Annotated in this window: 11 protein-coding genes; 10 read left to right on the forward strand and 1 reads right to left on the reverse strand. The window is 42.2% G+C overall.

Going from position 1 to position 20,187, the window contains the following annotated elements:
* Nucleotides 1-4 precede the first annotated feature (4 nt).
* Nucleotides 5-2,641, forward strand: coding sequence for a valine--tRNA ligase (locus NQ505_RS11735; protein ID WP_009000557.1), 2,637 nt, complete (start codon nucleotides 5-7; stop codon nucleotides 2,639-2,641).
* A 117-nt stretch (nucleotides 2,642-2,758) separates the two neighbouring features.
* Complete coding sequence (locus tag NQ505_RS11740) at nucleotides 2,759-4,657, forward strand: ATP-binding protein (protein ID WP_009000558.1); 1,899 nt, start codon at nucleotides 2,759-2,761, stop codon at nucleotides 4,655-4,657.
* Between the two features lie 315 nt (nucleotides 4,658-4,972).
* Here NQ505_RS11740 and NQ505_RS11745 read toward each other — a convergent pair whose 3' ends face one another.
* Nucleotides 4,973-5,548 (reverse strand): RNA polymerase sigma-70 factor, encoded by a 576-nt coding sequence (locus NQ505_RS11745; protein ID WP_009000559.1) that lies wholly within the window; start codon nucleotides 5,546-5,548, stop codon nucleotides 4,973-4,975.
* A gap of 134 nt (nucleotides 5,549-5,682) precedes the next feature.
* On the opposite strand from NQ505_RS11745, the gene NQ505_RS11750 reads away from it, so the two are divergent.
* The 8 genes from NQ505_RS11750 to NQ505_RS11785 all read left to right on the forward strand — a co-directional run bounded on the left by NQ505_RS11750 (nucleotide 5,683) and on the right by NQ505_RS11785 (nucleotide 20,062).
* A complete protein-coding gene (locus NQ505_RS11750) occupies nucleotides 5,683-6,705 on the forward strand; it encodes a FecR family protein (protein ID WP_009000560.1) in 1,023 nt (340 codons plus the stop codon).
* Nucleotides 6,706-6,873: 168 nt separating this feature from the next.
* Complete coding sequence (locus tag NQ505_RS11755) at nucleotides 6,874-10,263, forward strand: TonB-dependent receptor (RefSeq protein WP_009000561.1); 3,390 nt, start codon at nucleotides 6,874-6,876, stop codon at nucleotides 10,261-10,263.
* A 12-nt stretch (nucleotides 10,264-10,275) separates the two neighbouring features.
* A complete protein-coding gene (locus NQ505_RS11760; protein WP_009000562.1) occupies nucleotides 10,276-11,790 on the forward strand; it encodes a RagB/SusD family nutrient uptake outer membrane protein in 1,515 nt (504 codons plus the stop codon).
* Between the two features lie 15 nt (nucleotides 11,791-11,805).
* Nucleotides 11,806-13,116 carry a SusE domain-containing protein gene (locus tag NQ505_RS11765; RefSeq protein ID WP_004301860.1) on the forward strand — a complete coding sequence of 437 codons (1,311 nt, stop codon included), beginning with the start codon at nucleotides 11,806-11,808 and terminating at the stop codon, nucleotides 13,114-13,116.
* A gap of 28 nt (nucleotides 13,117-13,144) precedes the next feature.
* Nucleotides 13,145-14,710, forward strand: a complete 1,566-nt coding sequence (locus tag NQ505_RS11770) for a DUF4874 domain-containing protein (protein WP_004325013.1) — start codon at nucleotides 13,145-13,147, stop codon at nucleotides 14,708-14,710.
* Between the two features lie 88 nt (nucleotides 14,711-14,798).
* The gene (locus NQ505_RS11775) at nucleotides 14,799-17,126 is read left to right on the forward strand and encodes a beta-galactosidase (RefSeq protein WP_009000563.1); all 2,328 of its coding nucleotides are present in this window, start codon (nucleotides 14,799-14,801) and stop codon (nucleotides 17,124-17,126) included.
* Between the two features lie 67 nt (nucleotides 17,127-17,193).
* Complete coding sequence (locus NQ505_RS11780) at nucleotides 17,194-19,329, forward strand: alpha-N-acetylglucosaminidase (RefSeq protein ID WP_008650997.1); 2,136 nt, start codon at nucleotides 17,194-17,196, stop codon at nucleotides 19,327-19,329.
* A 169-nt stretch (nucleotides 19,330-19,498) separates the two neighbouring features.
* On the forward strand, nucleotides 19,499-20,062 hold the full coding sequence (locus NQ505_RS11785; protein ID WP_004304646.1) for an RNA polymerase sigma-70 factor: 564 nt from the start codon (nucleotides 19,499-19,501) through the stop codon (nucleotides 20,060-20,062).
* The last annotated feature ends 125 nt before the right edge of the window (nucleotides 20,063-20,187 follow it).

Raw genomic sequence — 20,187 nt, forward strand, 5'->3', positions numbered from 1 at the left:
CAATATGGAATTAGCAAGTAAGTACAATCCCGCTGACGTGGAGGGAAAATGGTACCAGTATTGGCTGGACCATCATTTATTCAGTTCGAAACCCGATGGCCGTGAACCTTACACCATCGTCATTCCGCCCCCGAACGTCACCGGTGTGTTGCACATGGGACACATGCTTAATAATACCATTCAGGATATTTTAGTTCGTCGTGCCCGTATGGAAGGCAAGAATGCCTGCTGGGTACCGGGAACTGACCATGCTTCTATTGCTACTGAAGCTAAAGTAGTAAACAAACTTGCTGCTCAAGGCATCAAGAAAACCGACCTGACTCGTGACGAATTCCTGAAACATGCCTGGGACTGGACAGACGAACACGGAGGTATCATCCTGAAACAGCTCCGCAAACTCGGTGCATCCTGCGACTGGGATCGTACTGCTTTCACTATGGACGAGAAACGCAGTGAAAGTGTACTGAAAGTTTTTGTAGACCTGTTCAATAAAGGATTGATCTACCGCGGTGTCCGTATGGTAAACTGGGACCCGAAAGCGTTGACAGCTCTTTCTGACGAGGAAGTGATCTACAAAGAAGAGCACGGAAAACTATATTACCTCCGCTATAAAGTAGAAGGTGATCCGGAAGGACGCTATGCCGTAGTGGCAACTACCCGCCCTGAAACAATCATGGGTGACACAGCGATGTGTATCAACCCGAACGACCCGAAAAACGAATGGCTGAAAGGCAAGAAAGTGATCGTTCCGCTGGTAAACCGCGCCATCCCTGTGATTGAAGATAATTATGTAGACATCGAATTTGGTACAGGTTGCCTGAAAGTGACTCCTGCTCATGACGTAAACGACTATATGCTGGGTGAAAAGTACAACCTGCCTAGCATTGATATCTTCAACGATAACGGTACATTGAGCGAAGTTGCCGGTATGTATATCGGCATGGATCGTTTCGACGTTCGTAAACAGATAGAGAAAGACCTCAAAGCTGCCGGACTGCTGGACAAGACAGAAGCTTATACAAATAAGGTAGGTTACTCGGAACGTACCAACGTAGTGATCGAACCGAAACTATCTATGCAATGGTTCCTCAAGATGCAGCATTTTGCAGACATGGCATTGCCTCCGGTAATGAACGATGAACTGAAGTTCTATCCTGCAAAATACAAGAATACCTACCGTCACTGGATGGAGAACATTAAAGACTGGTGTATCAGCCGTCAGTTGTGGTGGGGACATCGCATTCCTGCTTATTTCCTTCCGGAGGGCGGTTATGTGGTAGCTGCTACAGCAGAAGAAGCATTGGCAAAAGCGAAGGAGAAAACCGGCAATGCCGCCTTGACAATCGAAGATCTCCGTCAGGACGAAGATTGTCTGGATACCTGGTTCTCTTCCTGGTTGTGGCCTATCTCTTTGTTCGACGGAATCAACAATCCGGGTAACGAAGAAATCAACTATTACTATCCGACCAGCGACCTTGTGACAGGACCGGATATTATCTTCTTCTGGGTAGCCCGTATGATTATGGCAGGCTACGAGTACGAAGGACAGATGCCGTTTAAGAACGTTTACTTCACAGGGATCGTTCGTGATAAACTGGGACGTAAAATGTCCAAGTCACTCGGTAATTCTCCCGACCCGTTGGAGTTGATCGAGAAATACGGAGCCGATGGAGTACGTATGGGTATGATGCTTTCTGCTCCTGCCGGAAACGATATTCTTTTCGATGACGCACTTTGCGAACAGGGACGTAACTTCTGCAACAAGATATGGAATGCTTTCCGTCTGATTAAGGGCTGGACAAATGCCAAAGGTACTATTGAGATCCCTACCGATGCACATCTGGCAGTTCAGTGGTTTGACCAAAGACTGGATGCGGCAGCTGTTGAAGTGGCCGATCTCTTCTCCAAATATCGTTTGAGCGAAGCGTTGATGCTGGTTTACAAACTGTTCTGGGATGAATTCTCTTCTTGGCTGTTGGAAATCGTGAAACCTGCTTATGGACAGCCTGTTAATGGCTTTATTTATAGTATGGTTCTTAGCTCTTTCGAGCGTCTGCTTGAATTGCTGCATCCTTTTATGCCATTTATCACAGAAGAATTGTGGCAACAACTGCGTGAGCGTGAACCGGGTGAAAGTTTGATGGTTACTCAACTGTTTGAACCGGTCGGAGCAAATGAACAATTCCTGGCAGAGTTTGAAGTAGCTAAGGAAATCATCAGTAATGTCCGTAGCATCCGTTTGCAGAAGAACATTGCTCTGAAAGAAGAACTCGAATTGCAGGTTGTAGGCACTCATCCGGTAGAGAAATTGAATCCGGTGATAATCAAGATGTGTAACCTGTCTTCCGTAACAGTGGTAGAAAGCAAATCAGAAGGTGCTTCTTCTTTCATGATAGGAACGACCGAATTTGCCGTGCCATTGGGTAATATGATTGACGTGGAAGCCGAAATCGCTCGTATGGAAGCCGAATTGAAGCATAAAGAAGGATTCTTGCAGGGAGTGATGAAGAAACTTAGCAACGAGAAATTCGTCAATAATGCTCCGGCTGCCGTTCTTGAACTGGAACGTAAGAAGCAAGCCGATGCAGAGAGCATCATTAATTCTTTGAAAGAAAGTATTGCGGCTTTGAAGAAATCATAATCCTTTGATACTTAATTTTATATAATAAAGGGCATCTCAATTCGTTTTGGGATGCCTTTTTTTTGCACTAAAGAAATTAATACTATCTTTGCTTCCGCTATTTATAGAATACCACAAATGAAACAATCGTTACGGATCATTCCATTCCTCCTTGGATTATTCCTTTTTATTGAAGGATTCTTATCACCTGCGTCAGCCCGAACCGAAAATACAAATAAAGAAGTACTGGTTTTAAACTCGATTAATTTCAATCTGCCTTGGGCTAAAAACTTTTATTGGTGTCTTCATGATGCTCTTCAGAAACAAGGAATTTCTGTGAAGGCGGAATCGCTTTCCGTACCTGCTCTGGTGAATGAGATGGAGGCGAATGCCGTAGTCACCCATTTGCGTCAGAAGTATCCGGAGCCTCCCACTGCTATTGTGATGATTGGAGATCCGGGATGGATTGTTTGCCGTGAATTGTTTGATGATGTATGGGAAGATGTCCCGGTAGTTGTGACAAATGCCCGCGATCGTTTGCCTGCTTCTCTGGATATCCTGCTGTCTCATGCTCCACTCACAGAAAGTAACAGTGTTTCTGCGGAAGAATGGAGACGGGAATATAATATCACTTCCTTGAAGCAGCATTATTACGTCAAGGAGACCGTAGATTTAATTTATAAACTGATACCTGACATGGAACGTCTGGCTTTTATTTCAGACGATCGGTATATCAGTGAAGAAACCCGCCGAGATGTGAAAGAAGCCGTAGAGGAAAACTTTCCTGATTTGCGTCTGGAGCTTCTTTCCACTACTCAATTATCCACGGAAATGCTACTCGATACGTTGCGCAGCTATAAATCCAATACGGGGATTATCTATTATTCATGGTTTGAGTCGCATAACGAGAATGATAACAACTATCTCTTCGATCACATTCAGGAGATTATCACTAATTTTACTCCTTCGCCTCTGTTCCTGCTTTCTCATGAAGATTTATCGAACAATACTTTTGCGGGAGGGTACTATGTCTCGGCAGAATCTTTCAGCGATTCTCTGCTGGAGATTCTTGATCGGATATTGAAGGGTGAACAGGCCCGGAATATTCCCGGTGGAGTGGGAGGGAAAGGAAGTGCCTATCTTTGTTATCCGGTATTGAAAGCTCATAATATACTGTCATACCGTTACCCGGCCGATGCTGTTTATGTCAATGAGCCCAAGACTTTTTTTCAGCAGTATTCTGTTGAAATTATTGTCTGTTCCATCTTCCTGTTAATTCTGATTGTTGCTATCATATATTATATCAGCATTCTTCGGAAAGCATATAGTCGTCTGCATGAAGCAATGGAAAAAGCGGAACAGGCCAATCAATTGAAATCCGCATTCCTGGCTAATATGAGTCATGAGATACGTACGCCCTTGAATGCCATTGTAGGATTCTCCAATATGCTTCCTCATGTCGAAAACCGTGAAGAAATGTCCGAATATGCAGACCTCATTGAAACAAATACGGATTTGTTGCTCCAGTTGATTAATGATATTCTGGATTTGTCGAAGATTGAAGCCGGTACATTCGATTTCTATCCTGCCTTGATTGATGTGAATCGGACGCTTGAAGAAATCGAGCAGAGTATGCAGTTACGTCTGCGACACAATAATGTGACTTGCACATTTGTGGAGAGACTGCCCGAATGTACATTATATACGGATAAGAACCGTTTGATTCAGTTACTTGCCAATTTCATTGTTAATGCCATCAAATTTACAGAAGTGGGTACCATTCGTATGGGGTATCGTCTGCTAGACTCCGAAACGATTTATTTTTATGTGTCGGATACTGGCTGTGGAATGTCTTCTGAACAGTGTATCCATGTCTTCGAACGGTTTGTGAAGTACAATTCCTTTGTGCAAGGTACCGGACTGGGACTTTCTATCTGCCATACGATTGTAGACCGCCTGGGAGGGAAAATAGGAGTGGAGTCGAAAGAAAACAAAGGATCTACTTTCTGGTTTACCTTACCTTATCGGCAGAATTAATGCTTTATTTCTTTCCAATCTATCAGTAGATAAGTTGCTATGCTCTTATTGCAAACTTCCTTTCCCTTATTGGATAAGTTGTCTTTGACTAAGAAGAAACTATAAACGCAAGTTCTGATTGTATAAACGAAACTTGCAATTATATAATCAGAACTTCTGTTTTTATAAATGAAGCTTGCAATTATAGTTTTCTCTCGGTCAAAAAGAAGTTTGGCAGTAGGGGAATGTAAGTTTATCCCTAATACAACGGAAGTTATCTATTAGTACTTTAGTAAATAGAACGTAATAGATCAGAAAATAGATAGCGGGTTTATTTTAAGGAAATAGAATCGGTAGCAATAATGGCAGATAATCCTTTAAATCTACGCGTAGTTGCTTTAATGCCTGCTGAATGCGGTAATCTACAGTTTTGGGAGATACTCCCAGAATTTCCGCTATTTCTTTATAACTCATATCCCGGAACCGATGCATCACGAAAGCTTCCCGGTAACTTTCCGGCAATGTGGCAATGGCATCCTTGATGCGTTGTGTCAACTCTTCGACTTGATAAAGATCCGTATCTTGTAGCATCTCCTGCATTTCTTCATAAAATCGAGTGTCGGCACGTTGAGTGGCGTCAATATGTGCAAGCTTGTTCAGAGCTTTGCGGTATATCATTTTAAAAAGGTACGAACTAAGCGAGGTTTCGATAAACAAATTTTCTCTGTTCTCCCAAATCCATAAAAGAGAATCCTGCACAATTTCTTCCGCATCTTCCAGATCTACAAAACGATGACCATAAGCACACAGTGTCGGATAATACCTCCGAAACAGTGCGTCGAATGCCTTTTGGTCTCCCTGTTGTATGGCAGATAGTAAATAATTGTTTTCTAACAGGTGAATTTCTTTCATGTATTAGTTTGATATTTCACTGCAAATATAGCTTTTTTATAAGAAAACAAAGATTTTCTGAAAAAAAATGAGATTTGGTTTAGGAATCCCACAAGTCTCTCTTGTCTTATAGTAAAAGGCAATAAAATACGAATATGGATAAGACTGATAAAAATACAATAGAAGAATTGCTTCCCCGTTATTGTGAGGGACTGGCAACGGAAGAAGAGCGTCTGCAGGTTGAGACGTGGATGGATGAGTCGGAAGAAAACCGGCGGATGGCCAAACAGATACATGCTCTCTATCTTGCTACAGATACTGTTCACATCATGACGAAAGTCGACACAGAGAAAGCATTGACAAAGGTGAAAAGTAGAATGACAGGTAACAGACAAAGGAAAACGACATGGTGGGAATGGGCGCAACGTGCGGCAGCAGTGCTGTTCATTCCACTTCTCGTTACTCTGATGGTACAACATTGGGGAGGAAGCGAACAGGAATTGGCACAAATGATGGAAGTGAAAACAAATCCCGGAATGATGACTTCTCTGACATTGCCCGATGGCACATTGGTTTTCCTGAATTCCGAATCTACCTTGAGTTATCCCTCACGCTTCGATAGCGACACGAGAAATGTAACATTGCAGGGAGAGGCTTATTTTGAAGTAGCCAAGAACCCGGAAAAGAAGTTTATAGTTTCTACTTCCCACCAATCACAGATCGAAGTACTGGGAACTCATTTTAATGTAGAGGCTTATGAAAAAGAAGACCGGATTGCAGCAACATTGGTTGAAGGAAAGATAGGTTTTATTTATTCATCTGACAATGGTTCGAAAAAGGTGCTGATGGATCCCGGACAGAAGCTGGTCTATGATACAAGAGACAGTAAAGTGCAGCTTTATGCCACCTCCGGTGAGTCGGAAATAGCTTGGAAAGAGGGAAAGATTATATTTAGAAATACTTCTCTCGAAGAGGGATTGCGAATGTTGGAGAAGCGGTATAATGTGGAATTCATTATTAAAAACGACCGCTTGAAAGGAGACTCGTTTACAGGTACGTTTACAAATCAACGCCTCGAGCGTATTCTGGAATATTTCCAGCTTTCTTCTCAAATCCGTTGGCGTTATCTTGATTCGCCGGATATAAAAGATGAAAAGAGTAAAATAGAAATATATTGATTGATTAACCTTAAAACAAAAATGCAATGAAAGACAGACCCCCTTAAACAAAAACATACGGGAGGATATTGGCGTATCTTCCCGTATGGAAATCGGTAAATCTTTTTGATGCTTGTTTGGCGACAAGCTTAGATAAACTTTTTATTAACTTTAAGTCATTACAAAATTATGCAAAATTATTTTAGCATCCAATTTTTATGGGTGGTAAAGTCACTTTGGCTAACCTCAAAAAAAATCCCATTATCTATGAGACTATTGGTTTTGTTCTTAGTATGTTCTATTGGGCTGACCTATGCAGCCGATAGTTACGCTCAAAAGGCTTTAATCAGTATTGATGTACGTAATCAGCGGGTGGAGGACATTCTAAAAGAAATTGAAGAGCAGTCTGATTTTGATTTCTTCTTCAATAATAAGCATGTCGATTTGAATCGTCGCGTATCAGTTTCTGCTGATAAAAGCAACATTTTTAGTGTGTTGAAAGAAATCTTTTCCGGTACTAATGTAAAATATTCGGTACTAGACAAGAAGATTATATTATCCATTGAGGCACAGTCTCCTGAACAAGAAAAGAAAATAACCGTATCCGGTACTATATCAGATGCACAAGGGGAGCCGATTATCGGAGCCAGTGTATTAGAAAAAGGAGTACAGGGTAACGGTACGATAACAGATATTGACGGGAACTTCAAAATCTCCGTCTCTTCATCGAAGGCACAGCTCGATATCTCCTATATCGGCTATCAGTCTCAAACGGTTGCCGTGCAACCCGGAAAAAATATGAAAATCATTTTGCAGGAAGATTCCAAACAACTCGATGAAGTGGTAGTGGTGGGTTATGGTACACAGAGCAAGAAGACATTGACAGGTGCCGTTTCTATGGTAAACATGGGAGATGTGGAGATGAATACCGTACCGAATGTATCTCGTGCGTTGGCGGGTAAGGCAGCGGGGTTCCGTGTGAACCAGGTTTCTGCACAGCCGGGTGGTGAGGCGAAGTTTCGTATTCGTGGAGAAGCGTCTACCGGTGCTGGTAATGAACCTTTATTTGTAATCGACGGCTTCCCGGTATCTTCTACTTCCAATTTAAGTTCTGGTAATGGTTTCTATGAATCGGGTAATATTGATAATGTACTGGAATCATTGAATCCGGATGATATTGAATCCATTTCTGTGTTGAAAGATGCTGCTTCCACAGCTATTTATGGTGCGCGTGCCGGACATGGAGTTGTTTTGATTACCACCAAACGTGGTAAAAGTCAAAAGCCCAGAGTGACTTATTCCGGTATGGGGTCGGTGCAGGTAGCTCGTTCCAACTACAAGATGCTTGATACTCGTATGTATATGGATATGTATAATAAACAGATGCATGAAGAGTGGTTAAAGTTGAACGGAATGGGTATTTATGAAGGATATGTTGAGAAGCAGGACACTCCGCCTACTCAATATAAACCCACTTTCAATAATGATGAAATATTGACTGCTAGCGGTACCGATTGGTTGGATGCGGTGATGCGCAATGGATATACGCAACAGCACAATCTTTCTGTGAATGGTGGTACGGAGAAAACTCGTTATCTGGCTTCTGTCAACTATATGAACCAGGAAGGAATTGTCAAGAATAATGGTGTCAGTCGTTTTTCTGCCCGTTTGAATCTGGATCAAGAATTGAGTGAATATGTTTCTTTCGGACTGACTGCTACTTACTCGCAGAATAAGTATGACAATGTTCCTCTGGGAGACAATGCCAATGAATATTCCGGCGTATTGACCGGTGCTATCCAATCCAATCCTACAATTCCTATCTATGACTCTGAAGGAAATTATTTCATTGATCCGAAACGTCCCTTCGTTGCGAATCCGGTGTCTTTGTTGGATATTAAGGATAATACGGTAAAAGACCGGATCATAGGATCTGCATTCGTATCCGTGAAACCGTTGAAAGACTTGGAAGTGAAGTTGCAGTTAGGTGTCGACCGTAGTTTCCAGAAACGTTCCAGCTATTTGCCTAAGACAACTTTGCAGGGAAAGACCAAAAACGGAAGAGCGGATATTTCGCAGGAAACAAGTACTGCCTATCTGATGGAGCTGACAGCTCAATACTCCAAGAACTTTGGCGATCATAACGTGAAAGCTATTGGTGGTTATTCTTTCCAAAAATTTAAAAATGATGGATTGAGTGCCGGAAATGAAGATTTTCTTGTAGATGGCTTTGGATATAGTAGTTTGGGTTCAGGAAATTACAAGAAACCATCTGTAGGTTCATGGGCTTCTATTAACAGTATTGCTTCTTTGTTTGCCCGTGCCAATTACTCGTATAAAGGCAGATATTTACTGGAAGCTACAGTTCGTGCTGATGCTGCTTCCAATTTCGCCCCGGAAAATCGTTGGGGTTATTTCCCGTCCGTATCAGCCGGTTGGATGATAAGTGAAGAAAATTTCATGAAAGGGGCTTCAAACTGGTTGTCTATGTTGAAGTTAAGAACTTCTTATGGACAGACGGGTAACTCTAATGTCGGTTATCGCATTTACGACTATTATGAAGTGGGAAGAAGTGCCATTATCGGAGGTGCAGAATCAACAGGAGTATATGCTTCGGATTTGGGCAACAGGAGCCTGACTTGGGAAACGACTACGGAATTTAATGTAGGTGTGGATCTAGGTATACTCAACAACCGGTTTAAGTTGACAGCCGAATATTTCAAACGTAAGATTACAGACTTGTTGGTGACAAATAAACCATTGCCTTTTTATAATGAAATAAATAAAATAGCGGGTAATATAGGATCAACACAAAGTCAGGGTGTGGAAATCACTGTGAATACGGTGAATATCGTTACTAAAGATTTTGAATGGGATACGACATTAACCTTGTCACATTACAATGACCGTTGGCTGACACGTGACCCGAACTGGAAACCCAAACCTTATGAAAAAGAAAATGATCCGATTCGTGCATGGTGGGAATATGAAGCGCTTGGCATCCTGCAACCGGGAGAAAAAGTTCCAGACGCTCAAAAAGACTTGGTTCCGGGTATGATGAAGTTGAAAGACCGCGATGGAAACGGAGTATTGGGAGATGAGGATAAAGTATATATGGGTAATGGTGATCCTAAAATTATCTACGGTCTGAACAACTCGTTCAGATATAAGAACTTCGACTTGAATATCTATTTCTATGGAGAAGCCGGCAGAAAGAGAGGAGCCAGTTATTATGAGGGCTGGACACGTATGGACAATGGTATCAATGTTTCTACTTATGCCCTGAAAGCTTTTAATAGCAATAACCTGACAGCCACAGATCCGACATTTGTCAGAGGTGGAAGCGGATGGGGGGATTACTATGTGAAATCTATCTATTACGTTCGTTGTGGAAGCATTACATTAGGATATAAAGTGCCTATCAGCCAGAAGATTGCCAAGAATCTCCGTGTATATGTAGACGTGAATAATCCATTTGTGATTACTAACTGGACAGGTCTGGACCCGGAAACGGACAATGGAACCTATGCATATCCGAATGTAACCTCATATAATTTTGGTGTATCAATATCTTTCTAATAAGTGATGAATATGAAAAAGACAATTTATACTGCAATAGCAACTCTCTTGTTCCTCATTTCGTCTTGTACGCTGGAGCAGGAAGTATATAATAAAATTAATCCGGGAATGTTTCCCCAAAATGCTGAAGATGTAAATGCTTTGGTCAATTCGAGTGCTTATTATGTGTTTTCTCCGTGGGGAATTTTTGAAGTAGCGGCAGGCTATGTGACGACTTCGGAAATGGTAACCGATTATGTGGAAAACACTTGGGGATGGACTACCGTATACAATTCGTATGAAGCTAATGACTGGCATATCGACGGTGACTATCGTCGTGTGTATGACTATTCCCAGTATTTGGCTTCCATGACTTTGACAATGGATCGCATCAAGGACGTGAATATGGATGAAACCTTGAAAGCTCGCTATATGGCGGAATTGAAATGCGGACGTGGTTTCCTGGCTTTTCTGATGTATGATATGTATGGTCCGATACCTATCGCCGATCTGGAGACTTTGCAAAAACCGGAAGCAGAGATTGTTATTCCACGTTTGTCGGAAGAAGCTATGCGTGAATACATTGTTTCCAACTTGAAAGATGCAGCTAATGTGTTGCCCTATAAGTATGAAGATACAAATTACGGACGCTTCACCAAAGGATTGGCCAATACATTATTGCTGAAATTCTACATGATGACCAAGCAATGGGATGAGGCGGAGAAAATAGGACGTGAATTGACAAAACCGGAATACGGTTATAAATTGGTAGACGATTATAACTCTCTGTTCTCTTTATCTGGTGAAAAGAATTCGGAAGTCATATTCTCATGTGTGGCCGAGGCCGGTGTGATGGAACAGAAATGGTTCGCTCACGTACTGACTTCTGACTATCCGCTTCCTGCCGGAATGTCGGTGACTACCTGGGGAGGATTTAAAATATCCTGGCCTGCATACGAATCTTATGATCCTAAAGACAAGAGACGTGAAAGAATTATTGGTGAATATACAGGTACAGAGGGCGTACACCATAGCCGGGCGCTTGACCGTGACGGTGGTACGACAGGTATACTCTTCTACGGTGCAATTCCGGTGAAATATAAAATTGAGGGGGTAGTAGGTGAGAAGTGCGAAATAGATATGCCCATCTATCGTTATGCGGATGTATTGACTTTACTTTCGGAAGCTATCGTTCGCAATGGAAACAGTATCACTCAAGAGGCGATTGGCCTGTTGAATCAGGTGCGGGTTACTCATGGTGGACTAAAAGCTTATCAATTGAGTGATTTTTCATCTGTAGAAGATTTTCTGGATAAATTGTTGGAAGAACGTGGACATGAATTTTATTTTGAAGGAGTGCGTCGTCAGGATTTGATCCGCCACGGAAAATTTATTGAAGCAGCACTTGCCAAAGCAAGATTTGCTGGACAGCCGACAGGTAAAATAGAAACGAAAGTGGATGGACAATATAAATATGAGAAATTCCCGTTGCCTACTCATCTGATTACTGAAGGACAAGGCATTATAATTCAAAATCCCGGTTACTAAAAAATAGATAGCATTATGAAACATTTATTATATAGTCTATTAGGAATCTTGTTGCTTGCCGGATGTAAGGAAGACAAGTACAATGTAATCATTCCGATGTCGGATATTTACTTGAGCGCGCCTCAAGATGGAGCGATCATTGATTTGAATGATTTATCGATTGAGAAATATAGTTTCTCTTGGGAGAAACCTCTGGAAAATGGAGCAAAGCTACTTATTTGTACTGACAGGAAATTCAAAGAACCGGTGATAATTGATGCAGGAAAATCGACTTCTGTTGCGATATCTGCACTGACTGCCGATCAGAGTTTTTCTCAATTGGGAATTAAAGCGGGGCAGGAAGCGGTACTGTATTGGACAGTCAAAGAAACCGGTAATATAACCGCAGCAGCTTCGGAAGCACGCACCATTCGGGTGAAACGTATGACTAGCAAATTAGTGCAGCCGGAAGATTTGACTAAGATTTCTTTGGCTGAAAATGCCCCGGAGACTGCTGTGCAGTTTGAATGGGATACCCAGGAATGGCCTGAATCTACCTCGTACTCGCTTTGTTTCTCACTGGATCCTGAAATGAAACAGACGGTTGCCGAACATAGTGTGGGAGTTGTGAATGGTAAATCATCATTGACTCATGAAGAACTTCAGGCACTGCTCGATAAACTTTCTATCAAACGTTGGACTTCCAATTCTGTGTATTGGAATGTGAAGACTGATGATGGGCAATGGGTGTCACGTTCTTCCGGAGTACTGAATATGACAGAAATGATGCGCTTCATAGATGTTCGTGGAGATGAAAAGATTACTTATCGTGTTGTTCGTATATTTTATAGTGACAAAACATCATTGGTTTGGTTGGCAGATAACCTGCGCGCAACTAAATATGCTGATGGTACAGATATTGAAGCGAATAATTTCAAAAAGACACCTGCATCGCTCGGAGAAGGTAGAGTGAAAGCCTATGGAGTGCATTATCATTACGATATTCGTGATAAGATAGCACCTAAGGGATGGCGTTTGCCGACCATACAGGAATATAAGAATTTGTTTGCAGAAGCCGGAACTGCCGAAGGTCAATGGAATGTATTGAAAGATCCTGAATATTATGAATCAGTAAAAGGACAGGCGCATTTGAACGACTGGAAATTCAATTTGTGTGCTTCCGGTCAATGGAGCGGTGATGCAATCACTAATCATACCGGACCGTACTGTTATCTGTTGGTCACTGATGATATGTCTCATCAATGTATTCTTCATGATGGAGGGGCAACATTGTGGAGTCCTTGGACAACCGGTGCTCCTGCACGTTTTATCTACAATGAAAATTAATCGGGTGAAAATTAAAAGTATATCAATCATGTTAATCAATATAAAGAAAACTATGACCATATTATCTACCTTATTATTAGGTATTATGTGTAGCTTTTGTTCTGATACAATAGATGTATATGCGGGACAATATGGAGAAGAAGACGGAACGAGTGAACCGGAAACTCCGGAGGTAACAGGAAATATTGTACCGATCGAGTCGCTAAGGAATCCCGATAGGGGATTCCACTTGGAATGTAATTTGCTTGCCGACCAAATGAAAAGTCCATATAATGATTATGAGGTTTATGGCAATGATTTGTATACGAAGAAAGTAGAGCAATTTGATGCAAAGGACGACAACCTGACTCTTGTACAGCAATATATCTACTTAACTAACTGGGTGAGTAAAGACCTGGATGCTGAAGCTCTGTCGAATATCCGCAAGATATTCGAGTTGATGAAAGCGCAGGGGTATAAAGCCATTCTTCGTTTTGCATACAATCACGCCGGGCTGAATACTTCCGGTGGCGAATCCAAACAATGGATTCTCCGGCACATCGAGCAACTTACTCCTCTGTTGAATGAATACATTGGACAAATTGCTACCATGCAGGTTGGTTTTATCGGTGCTTGGGGAGAGTGGCATACTTCTCCGTTGATGAATGACCAGAGTGCGAAGAATGCAATCGTCAGTGCTTTATTGAGAGCCTTGCCTGCACCTTATTGTGTAGAAATGCGTTATCCGAATCATAAGAAAGCGTTGACACTGGAACAGGAAGGATCTCGTGGACGCATCGGATATGCGAATGATTATTTTACAGCCGGCGAACATCCGCTTGCACCGGGCAATGACTTTGTTCCTAATACGGATGATTACAAGCAGATAACGGAAGAGGTGAAAGTGAACAATTTCTATATGAGTGGTGAGATCCCTTATAATGAGGATACAGAATGGGGATTGGCAGAGTTGATTAGTCCGATAAAATCACTGCGTATTTTGCGCGAACACCGTTACTCGGCATTTGATGTGACGCAAAACTATGATTTGAATATCATGAGTTGGAAACGGGTAAAGGTAAATCCCGCTTTATTAAATGATAATCACATTCTGTTTGATGAGAGTTACTTCAAAGATGAGGAGGGCAATGAAGTTGTCCGTTCATTCTATGATTTTGTACGCGACCATCTGGGCTATCGTCTGAATCTTCAAAGTGAATCGAAAGTAGAAGCAAAAGGTGGAAATTTGGAATACGATCTGACGATTACAAATACCGGTTTTGCTACGGTGATTAATCCGAAAGAGGTATATCTCGTATTGGTTTCCGAAAGCGGCCAGGTAGTGAAAGAATTCAAACTGGATGTGGATCCTAAAACCTGGATTCCGGCTACCGAACAGGAACCGAATCAGGCTGCGAAATACACTATCAAAGGAAGTGTGGCAGCCGGTGTGAGCGGAACCTATAAAGTGGGAATCTGGATGCCCGAAAAAGTAGCCGATTGGAAATACAATTCGGTATATGCCATTAAGTTTGCTAAAACAGAGAATGTGACTCATTGGTATGATGATGCAGACAAATATGCCGTGAACCTGTTCGGAACAGTTACATTCTAAAAATAAATTGATGAATACTTCCGACCGTATAGAACAGATCTCATGTTGCGGTCGGAGTATTTGAAACTCACATCTTATTTGAATGAAGATGAACAAAAATCATAAAACCGTACTTGTTATACTTAACATCATAGTATCATTTCTAATTTCTTCCTGTTCCTCCCCCAAGGAACAGGTTAGAATAGGAAATGGTACTTTTACTATCGAGGGAAAGGATATCCAGTTGATTTGTGGAGAAATGCACTATCCCCGCATTCCGCACGAGTATTGGCGTGACCGCCTGAAGAGAGCGCGTGCGATGGGACTGAATACGGTGTCTGCCTACGTCTTCTGGAACTTCCATGAACGTCAGCCGGGAGAGTTTGACTTTAGTGGACAGGCTGATATTGCGGAATTTATCCGTACGGCACAGGAAGAGGGACTGTATGTGATTCTTCGTCCCGGTCCGTATGTCTGTGCAGAATGGGATTTCGGAGGTTACCCGTCGTGGCTGCTGAAAGAAAAGGATATGACTTATCGCAGTAAAGATCCGCGTTTCCTGTCCTATTGTGAACGATATATCAAAGAACTTGGCAAACAACTGTCTCCTTTGACCATCAATAATGGAGGTAATATTATTATGGTGCAGGTGGAGAATGAATATGGATCGTATGCAGCGGATAAAGAGTATCTTGCTGCTATCCGCGATATGATTAAAGAAGCAGGATTCAATGTTCCGCTATTTACCTGCGACGGTGGTGGACAGGTGGAAGCCGGACATGTTGAGGGCGCACTGCCTACATTGAACGGAGTGTTTGGTGAAGATATATTCAAAGTGGTAGATAAGTACCAAAAGGGCGGTCCCTATTTTGTTGCGGAGTTTTATCCGGCCTGGTTTGATGAGTGGGGCAGACGACATTCCTCTGTTGCTTATGAACGTCCCGCCGAACAGCTGGACTGGATGTTGAGTCATGGTGTTTCTGTCAGCATGTATATGTTCCACGGTGGTACAAACTTTGAGTATACCAATGGAGCCAATACCGGAGGCGGTTATCAGCCCCAGCCCACAAGCTATGATTATGACGCTCCCTTGGGTGAATGGGGAAATTGTTATCCCAAATATCATGCATTCAGGGAAGTGATTCAGAAATACCTGCCTGTGGGAACAGTACTGCCGGAAGTTCCGGCAGATAATCCGACTACCACTTTTGCAACAGTCGAATTAAAGGAAAGTGCTCCATTAAGGACTGCATTTCATCCGACTACCCAGTCTGAAAATGTGCTGTCGATGGAAGATTTAGGAGTTGATTTCGGATATATTCATTATCAGACCACACTTCAAAAAGCGGGAAAACAGAAACTTGTCATACAGGATTTGCGTGACTATGCTGTGATCCTCATAGATGGTAAGCAAGTAGCCAGCCTGGATCGTCGTTACAATCAGAACAGTGTGACCTTGAATGTGTCGAAGACACCTGCCACACTGGAGATTCTGGTAGAAAATACCGGACGCGTCAACTATGGTCCCGATATACTGTTTAACCGGAAAGGTATCACCAGCCAAGTTTTGTGGGGAAATGAAAAGCTGACCGGATGGTCTATTACTCCATTGCCTCTGTATAAAGAAAAAGTTTCGGAAATGGAGTTTGGCGAAACCATCAAAGGCGTTCCTGCTTTCCATAAAGGAACGTTTACAGTAGAGAAGAAAGGTGACTGCTTTGTGGATATGAGTCAATGGGGCAAAGGTGCTGTCTGGGTAAATGGCAAATCTCTGGGACGTTTCTGGAATATCGGTCCTCAACAAACACTCTATCTGCCCGCTCCATGGCTGAAAGAGGGAGAAAATGAAATTGTAGTGTTTGAAATGGAAGATACGGGTAAGCGTGTTTTGCAAGGATTGAATCAACCCATTCTGGATAGTTTGGGTATTGATAAGAATTATCAGAAAGGCCAGCGTCGTGCAGTGGTAGGCACTCCGATTCTGGAAGATGGTGATCTTGCATTAAAAACTACTTTGCAGGAGACTAATGAGTGGCAGTCATTCGATTTACCGGTTGCGACTACTCTTCGCCACTTCTGTATAGAGACTCTGGCTTCCTACACAGAGGATAATCAGGCCTGCATTTCGGAAGTGGAACTGATAGATGATAAGGGACAGCCGATTGACAAAACTAAATGGGAAGTCGTTTATGTAAGCAGCGAACAAGCTGATAAGAACTTGGGAATAGCAGAAAACCTGTTTGATGGAGATATCTCTTCTTTCTGGCATACGAATGCGGCCGTGGAGTCTAACCATCCTCACCGGGTTATTATAGACATGAAAGAAATTTATAAGGTTTCGGCTTTTCGCGTGAAAGTTCGTAAAGGTTCATTCTTATCAGGAAAGGTGAAAGATATAAATATATATGGTCGTCCACAATTCTTCTTATTTCATTGAATAAAACGTAGTAAATAGATAAAATACGACTCTTAATTATTATATTTGACAAACTGTAAATAAAACTATGTATACACGTCTTTTATTCATTCTATTATTGGGGGCTACATGGATGTGTAGCTGCCAAACCGAACAGTCTCCTGTCAATACATTGGCAGATCGTGTGACGGAGGGTACTTCGAAAGATCGAATTCTTTTTCGGATGATTGCTGATGAAAACAATCCGTTAAAAGATTATTTTGAAATATCTTCTGAAGACGGTAAAGTGCTGATAACCGGAAACTCTGATTTGTCTCTGGCTACGGGGTTGAACTGGTATCTGAAATATGTAGCCGGTATTCATCTTTCCTGGAATAATCTTTCGCAGAAGTTACCGGAAATACTACCGCTTCCACAAGAAAAGATACGTAAGGAGACATCCATGCAGAACAGATATTATCTGAACTATTGCACTTATTCTTATTCCATGGCTTTCTGGGATTGGGAGCGTTGGGAAAAAGAAATAGACTGGATGGCAATGCATGGCATCAATATGCCTTTGAGCATCACCGGAATGGAGGTGGTCTGGTACAATTTGCTGAAACGTTTGGGATACACAACAGAAGAAGTCAATGAATTTATTTCCGGCCCGGCCTTTATGGCTTGGTGGCAAATGAATAATCTCGAGGGTTGGGGTGGACCGAATCCCGATAGCTGGTATCAGCAACAAGAAGCGCTTCAGAAGAAGATCGTAGCCCGTATGCGGGAGTTGGGTATTGAACCAGTATTCCCCGGATATGCTGGAATGGTTCCCCGTAACATTGGTGAAAAGCTAGGTTATCAGATTGCTGATCCCGGTAAATGGTGTGGCTTCCCCCGTCCGGCTTTCCTTTCTACGGAAGATGAACACTTCGATTCTTTTGCCGCTATGTATTATGAGGAATTGGAGAAACTCTATGGAAAAGCCAACTATTACAGCATGGATCCATTTCATGAGGGAGGTAACACGGAAGGAGTCGACTTGGCGAAAACCGGTGCTTCCATTATGGCAGCTATGAAGAAAGCCAATCCGAAGGCTGTTTGGATCATTCAGGCCTGGCAGGCGAATCCTCGGGAAGAAATGATTGCTTCTCTTAATCAGGGAGATTTGCTCGTTTTAGATTTATATAGTGAGAAACGTCCCCAATGGGGAGATCCGGATTCCATGTGGTATCGGGAAAAGGGCTTTGGCAAACACGACTGGCTTTATTGTATGTTGCTGAATTTTGGAGGTAATGTTGGTTTGCACGGCCGGATGAATCAGCTGGTGAACGGGTATTATGATGCTTGTGCACACACTAATGGGAAAATGTTGCATGGAGTAGGAGCAACCCCGGAGGGCATAGAGAATAATCCGGTGATGTTCGAACTCCTTTACGAACTTCCTTGGCGTGAAGAACGCTTTTCTTCCGATGAATGGTTGCAGACTTACTTGAAAGCTCGTTATGGCAGAGAAGTTTCACCGGAAATAATGGAGGCTTGGCGTGCATTGGAACACACCGTTTACAATGCTCCGAAAGATTATCAGGGTGAAGGAACCATTGAGTCTTTGTTATGTGCCCGTCCGGGTTTCCATCTGGACAGAACTTCTACTTGGGGATATTCCAAACTATTTTATGCTCCCGATTCTACTGCAAAGGCAGCCCGGCTATTTACTTCCGTTGCCGACCAGTATAAAGGAAACAACAATTTTGAGTATGACTTGGTAGACATCGTACGTCAGAGTAATGCCGATAAAGGAAATGTGTTACTTGAAGAAATATCACAGAGCTATGACCGAAAGGACAAAGAGGATTTCCGCAAACAAACACAGCAATTCCTGGACTTGATATTGGCGCAAGATCGTTTGTTATCTACCCGGAAAGAATTTTCCGTTTCCTCTTGGTTGAATGCAGCTCGTTCTCTGGGAACTACAGAAGAAGAAAAGCGATTGTACGAATGGAATGCTTCCGCATTAATCACAGTCTGGGGAGATAGCATTGCTGCCAATCAAGGCGGACTACATGATTATTCGCATCGGGAATGGAGTGGACTTTTGAAAGACTTGTATTATCAGCGTTGGAAAGCCTTCTTTGAGCAGAAACAGGCGGAGCTGGATGGGAAGCCTGCAGGACAGGAAATAAACTTCTATGGGATGGAGAAAGCCTGGGCAGAGAAGAGTAAGGCACAGACATTGAAGAACTAAATAAAAGCAAGTGATATATAAGTAATATGCACGTAATATATAGGCGGGTATGAAATATTATCCGGCTATATTTGTCTTAGAACCCTTTCATAAAGAATTTCTAATTTCATTGCTAATAGGAAAATTCTTATATTTGCTGCAACTAATACTTAAACACAATAAGTTGCAAATGGAATTTACAGAAGAGCAAATACTGTTGAGAGCTTTGTCACGAGGAGATGAGAAAGCTTTTGAGGTTTTGTTTATGCGTTATTTCCCGAGGGTGAAACGTTTTATATCCGGTTTACTTCAGGATGATATAACGGCAGAGGACTTTGCACAAGATATTCTCCTCAAACTATGGCAGAAGCGTGAGGAGATGGCAAAAATCGAAAATCTGAATGCCTACCTTTATCGGACTTCCCGGAATGCTGTGTACCAGCATTTACGACATATACTTTTGGTGAATGAATATGGAGAAAAGCAACAGGAGAATCTTTCCCGTCAGCAGAATGAGGGTGCGGGAAACATCGAAGAAAATATGTTTGCCGAAGAATTACTGTTGTTGATACAGCATACGGTAGAGCAAATGCCCGCCCAACGAAAAAGAATTTATGAGATGAGCCGTAAAGAAGGTAAAAACAATGATGAGATAGCGCAACTGCTTGCAATAAACAAACGGACTGTAGAAAACCATCTCACACAAGCATTGGCTGATATCCGCAAGATGCTGAAGCACTTTTATCTTTTCTAAATAAAACCACTTCCTATTGACAAAAACTCTTCTTTTATTCTCCTTTCTCAAAAAAAGTAGAAAAAATAGCTTTTAGACTGTGTGTGTATTCTATCTCGTGCATCTTATTAATAAACGGATAAAAT

The sequence above is a fragment of the Bacteroides sp. D2 genome (assembly GCF_025147085.1).
GTDB lineage: Bacteria > Bacteroidota > Bacteroidia > Bacteroidales > Bacteroidaceae > Bacteroides.

Bases quoted from the DNA above. Each gene is read 5' to 3' on its own strand.
- NQ505_RS11735 (WP_009000557.1), top strand. From the start codon at position 5: ATGGAATTAGCAAGTAAGTACAATCCCGCTGACGTGGAGGGAAAATGG.
- NQ505_RS11740 (WP_009000558.1), top strand. From the start codon at position 2,759: ATGAAACAATCGTTACGGATCATTCCATTCCTCCTTGGATTATTCCTT.
- NQ505_RS11745 (WP_009000559.1), bottom strand. From the start codon at position 5,548: ATGAAAGAAATTCACCTGTTAGAAAACAATTATTTACTATCTGCCATA.
- NQ505_RS11750 (WP_009000560.1), top strand. From the start codon at position 5,683: ATGGATAAGACTGATAAAAATACAATAGAAGAATTGCTTCCCCGTTAT.
- NQ505_RS11755 (WP_009000561.1), top strand. From the start codon at position 6,874: ATGCAAAATTATTTTAGCATCCAATTTTTATGGGTGGTAAAGTCACTT.
- NQ505_RS11760 (WP_009000562.1), top strand. From the start codon at position 10,276: ATGAAAAAGACAATTTATACTGCAATAGCAACTCTCTTGTTCCTCATT.
- NQ505_RS11765 (WP_004301860.1), top strand. From the start codon at position 11,806: ATGAAACATTTATTATATAGTCTATTAGGAATCTTGTTGCTTGCCGGA.
- NQ505_RS11770 (WP_004325013.1), top strand. From the start codon at position 13,145: ATGTTAATCAATATAAAGAAAACTATGACCATATTATCTACCTTATTA.
- NQ505_RS11775 (WP_009000563.1), top strand. From the start codon at position 14,799: ATGAACAAAAATCATAAAACCGTACTTGTTATACTTAACATCATAGTA.
- NQ505_RS11780 (WP_008650997.1), top strand. From the start codon at position 17,194: ATGTATACACGTCTTTTATTCATTCTATTATTGGGGGCTACATGGATG.
- NQ505_RS11785 (WP_004304646.1), top strand. From the start codon at position 19,499: ATGGAATTTACAGAAGAGCAAATACTGTTGAGAGCTTTGTCACGAGGA.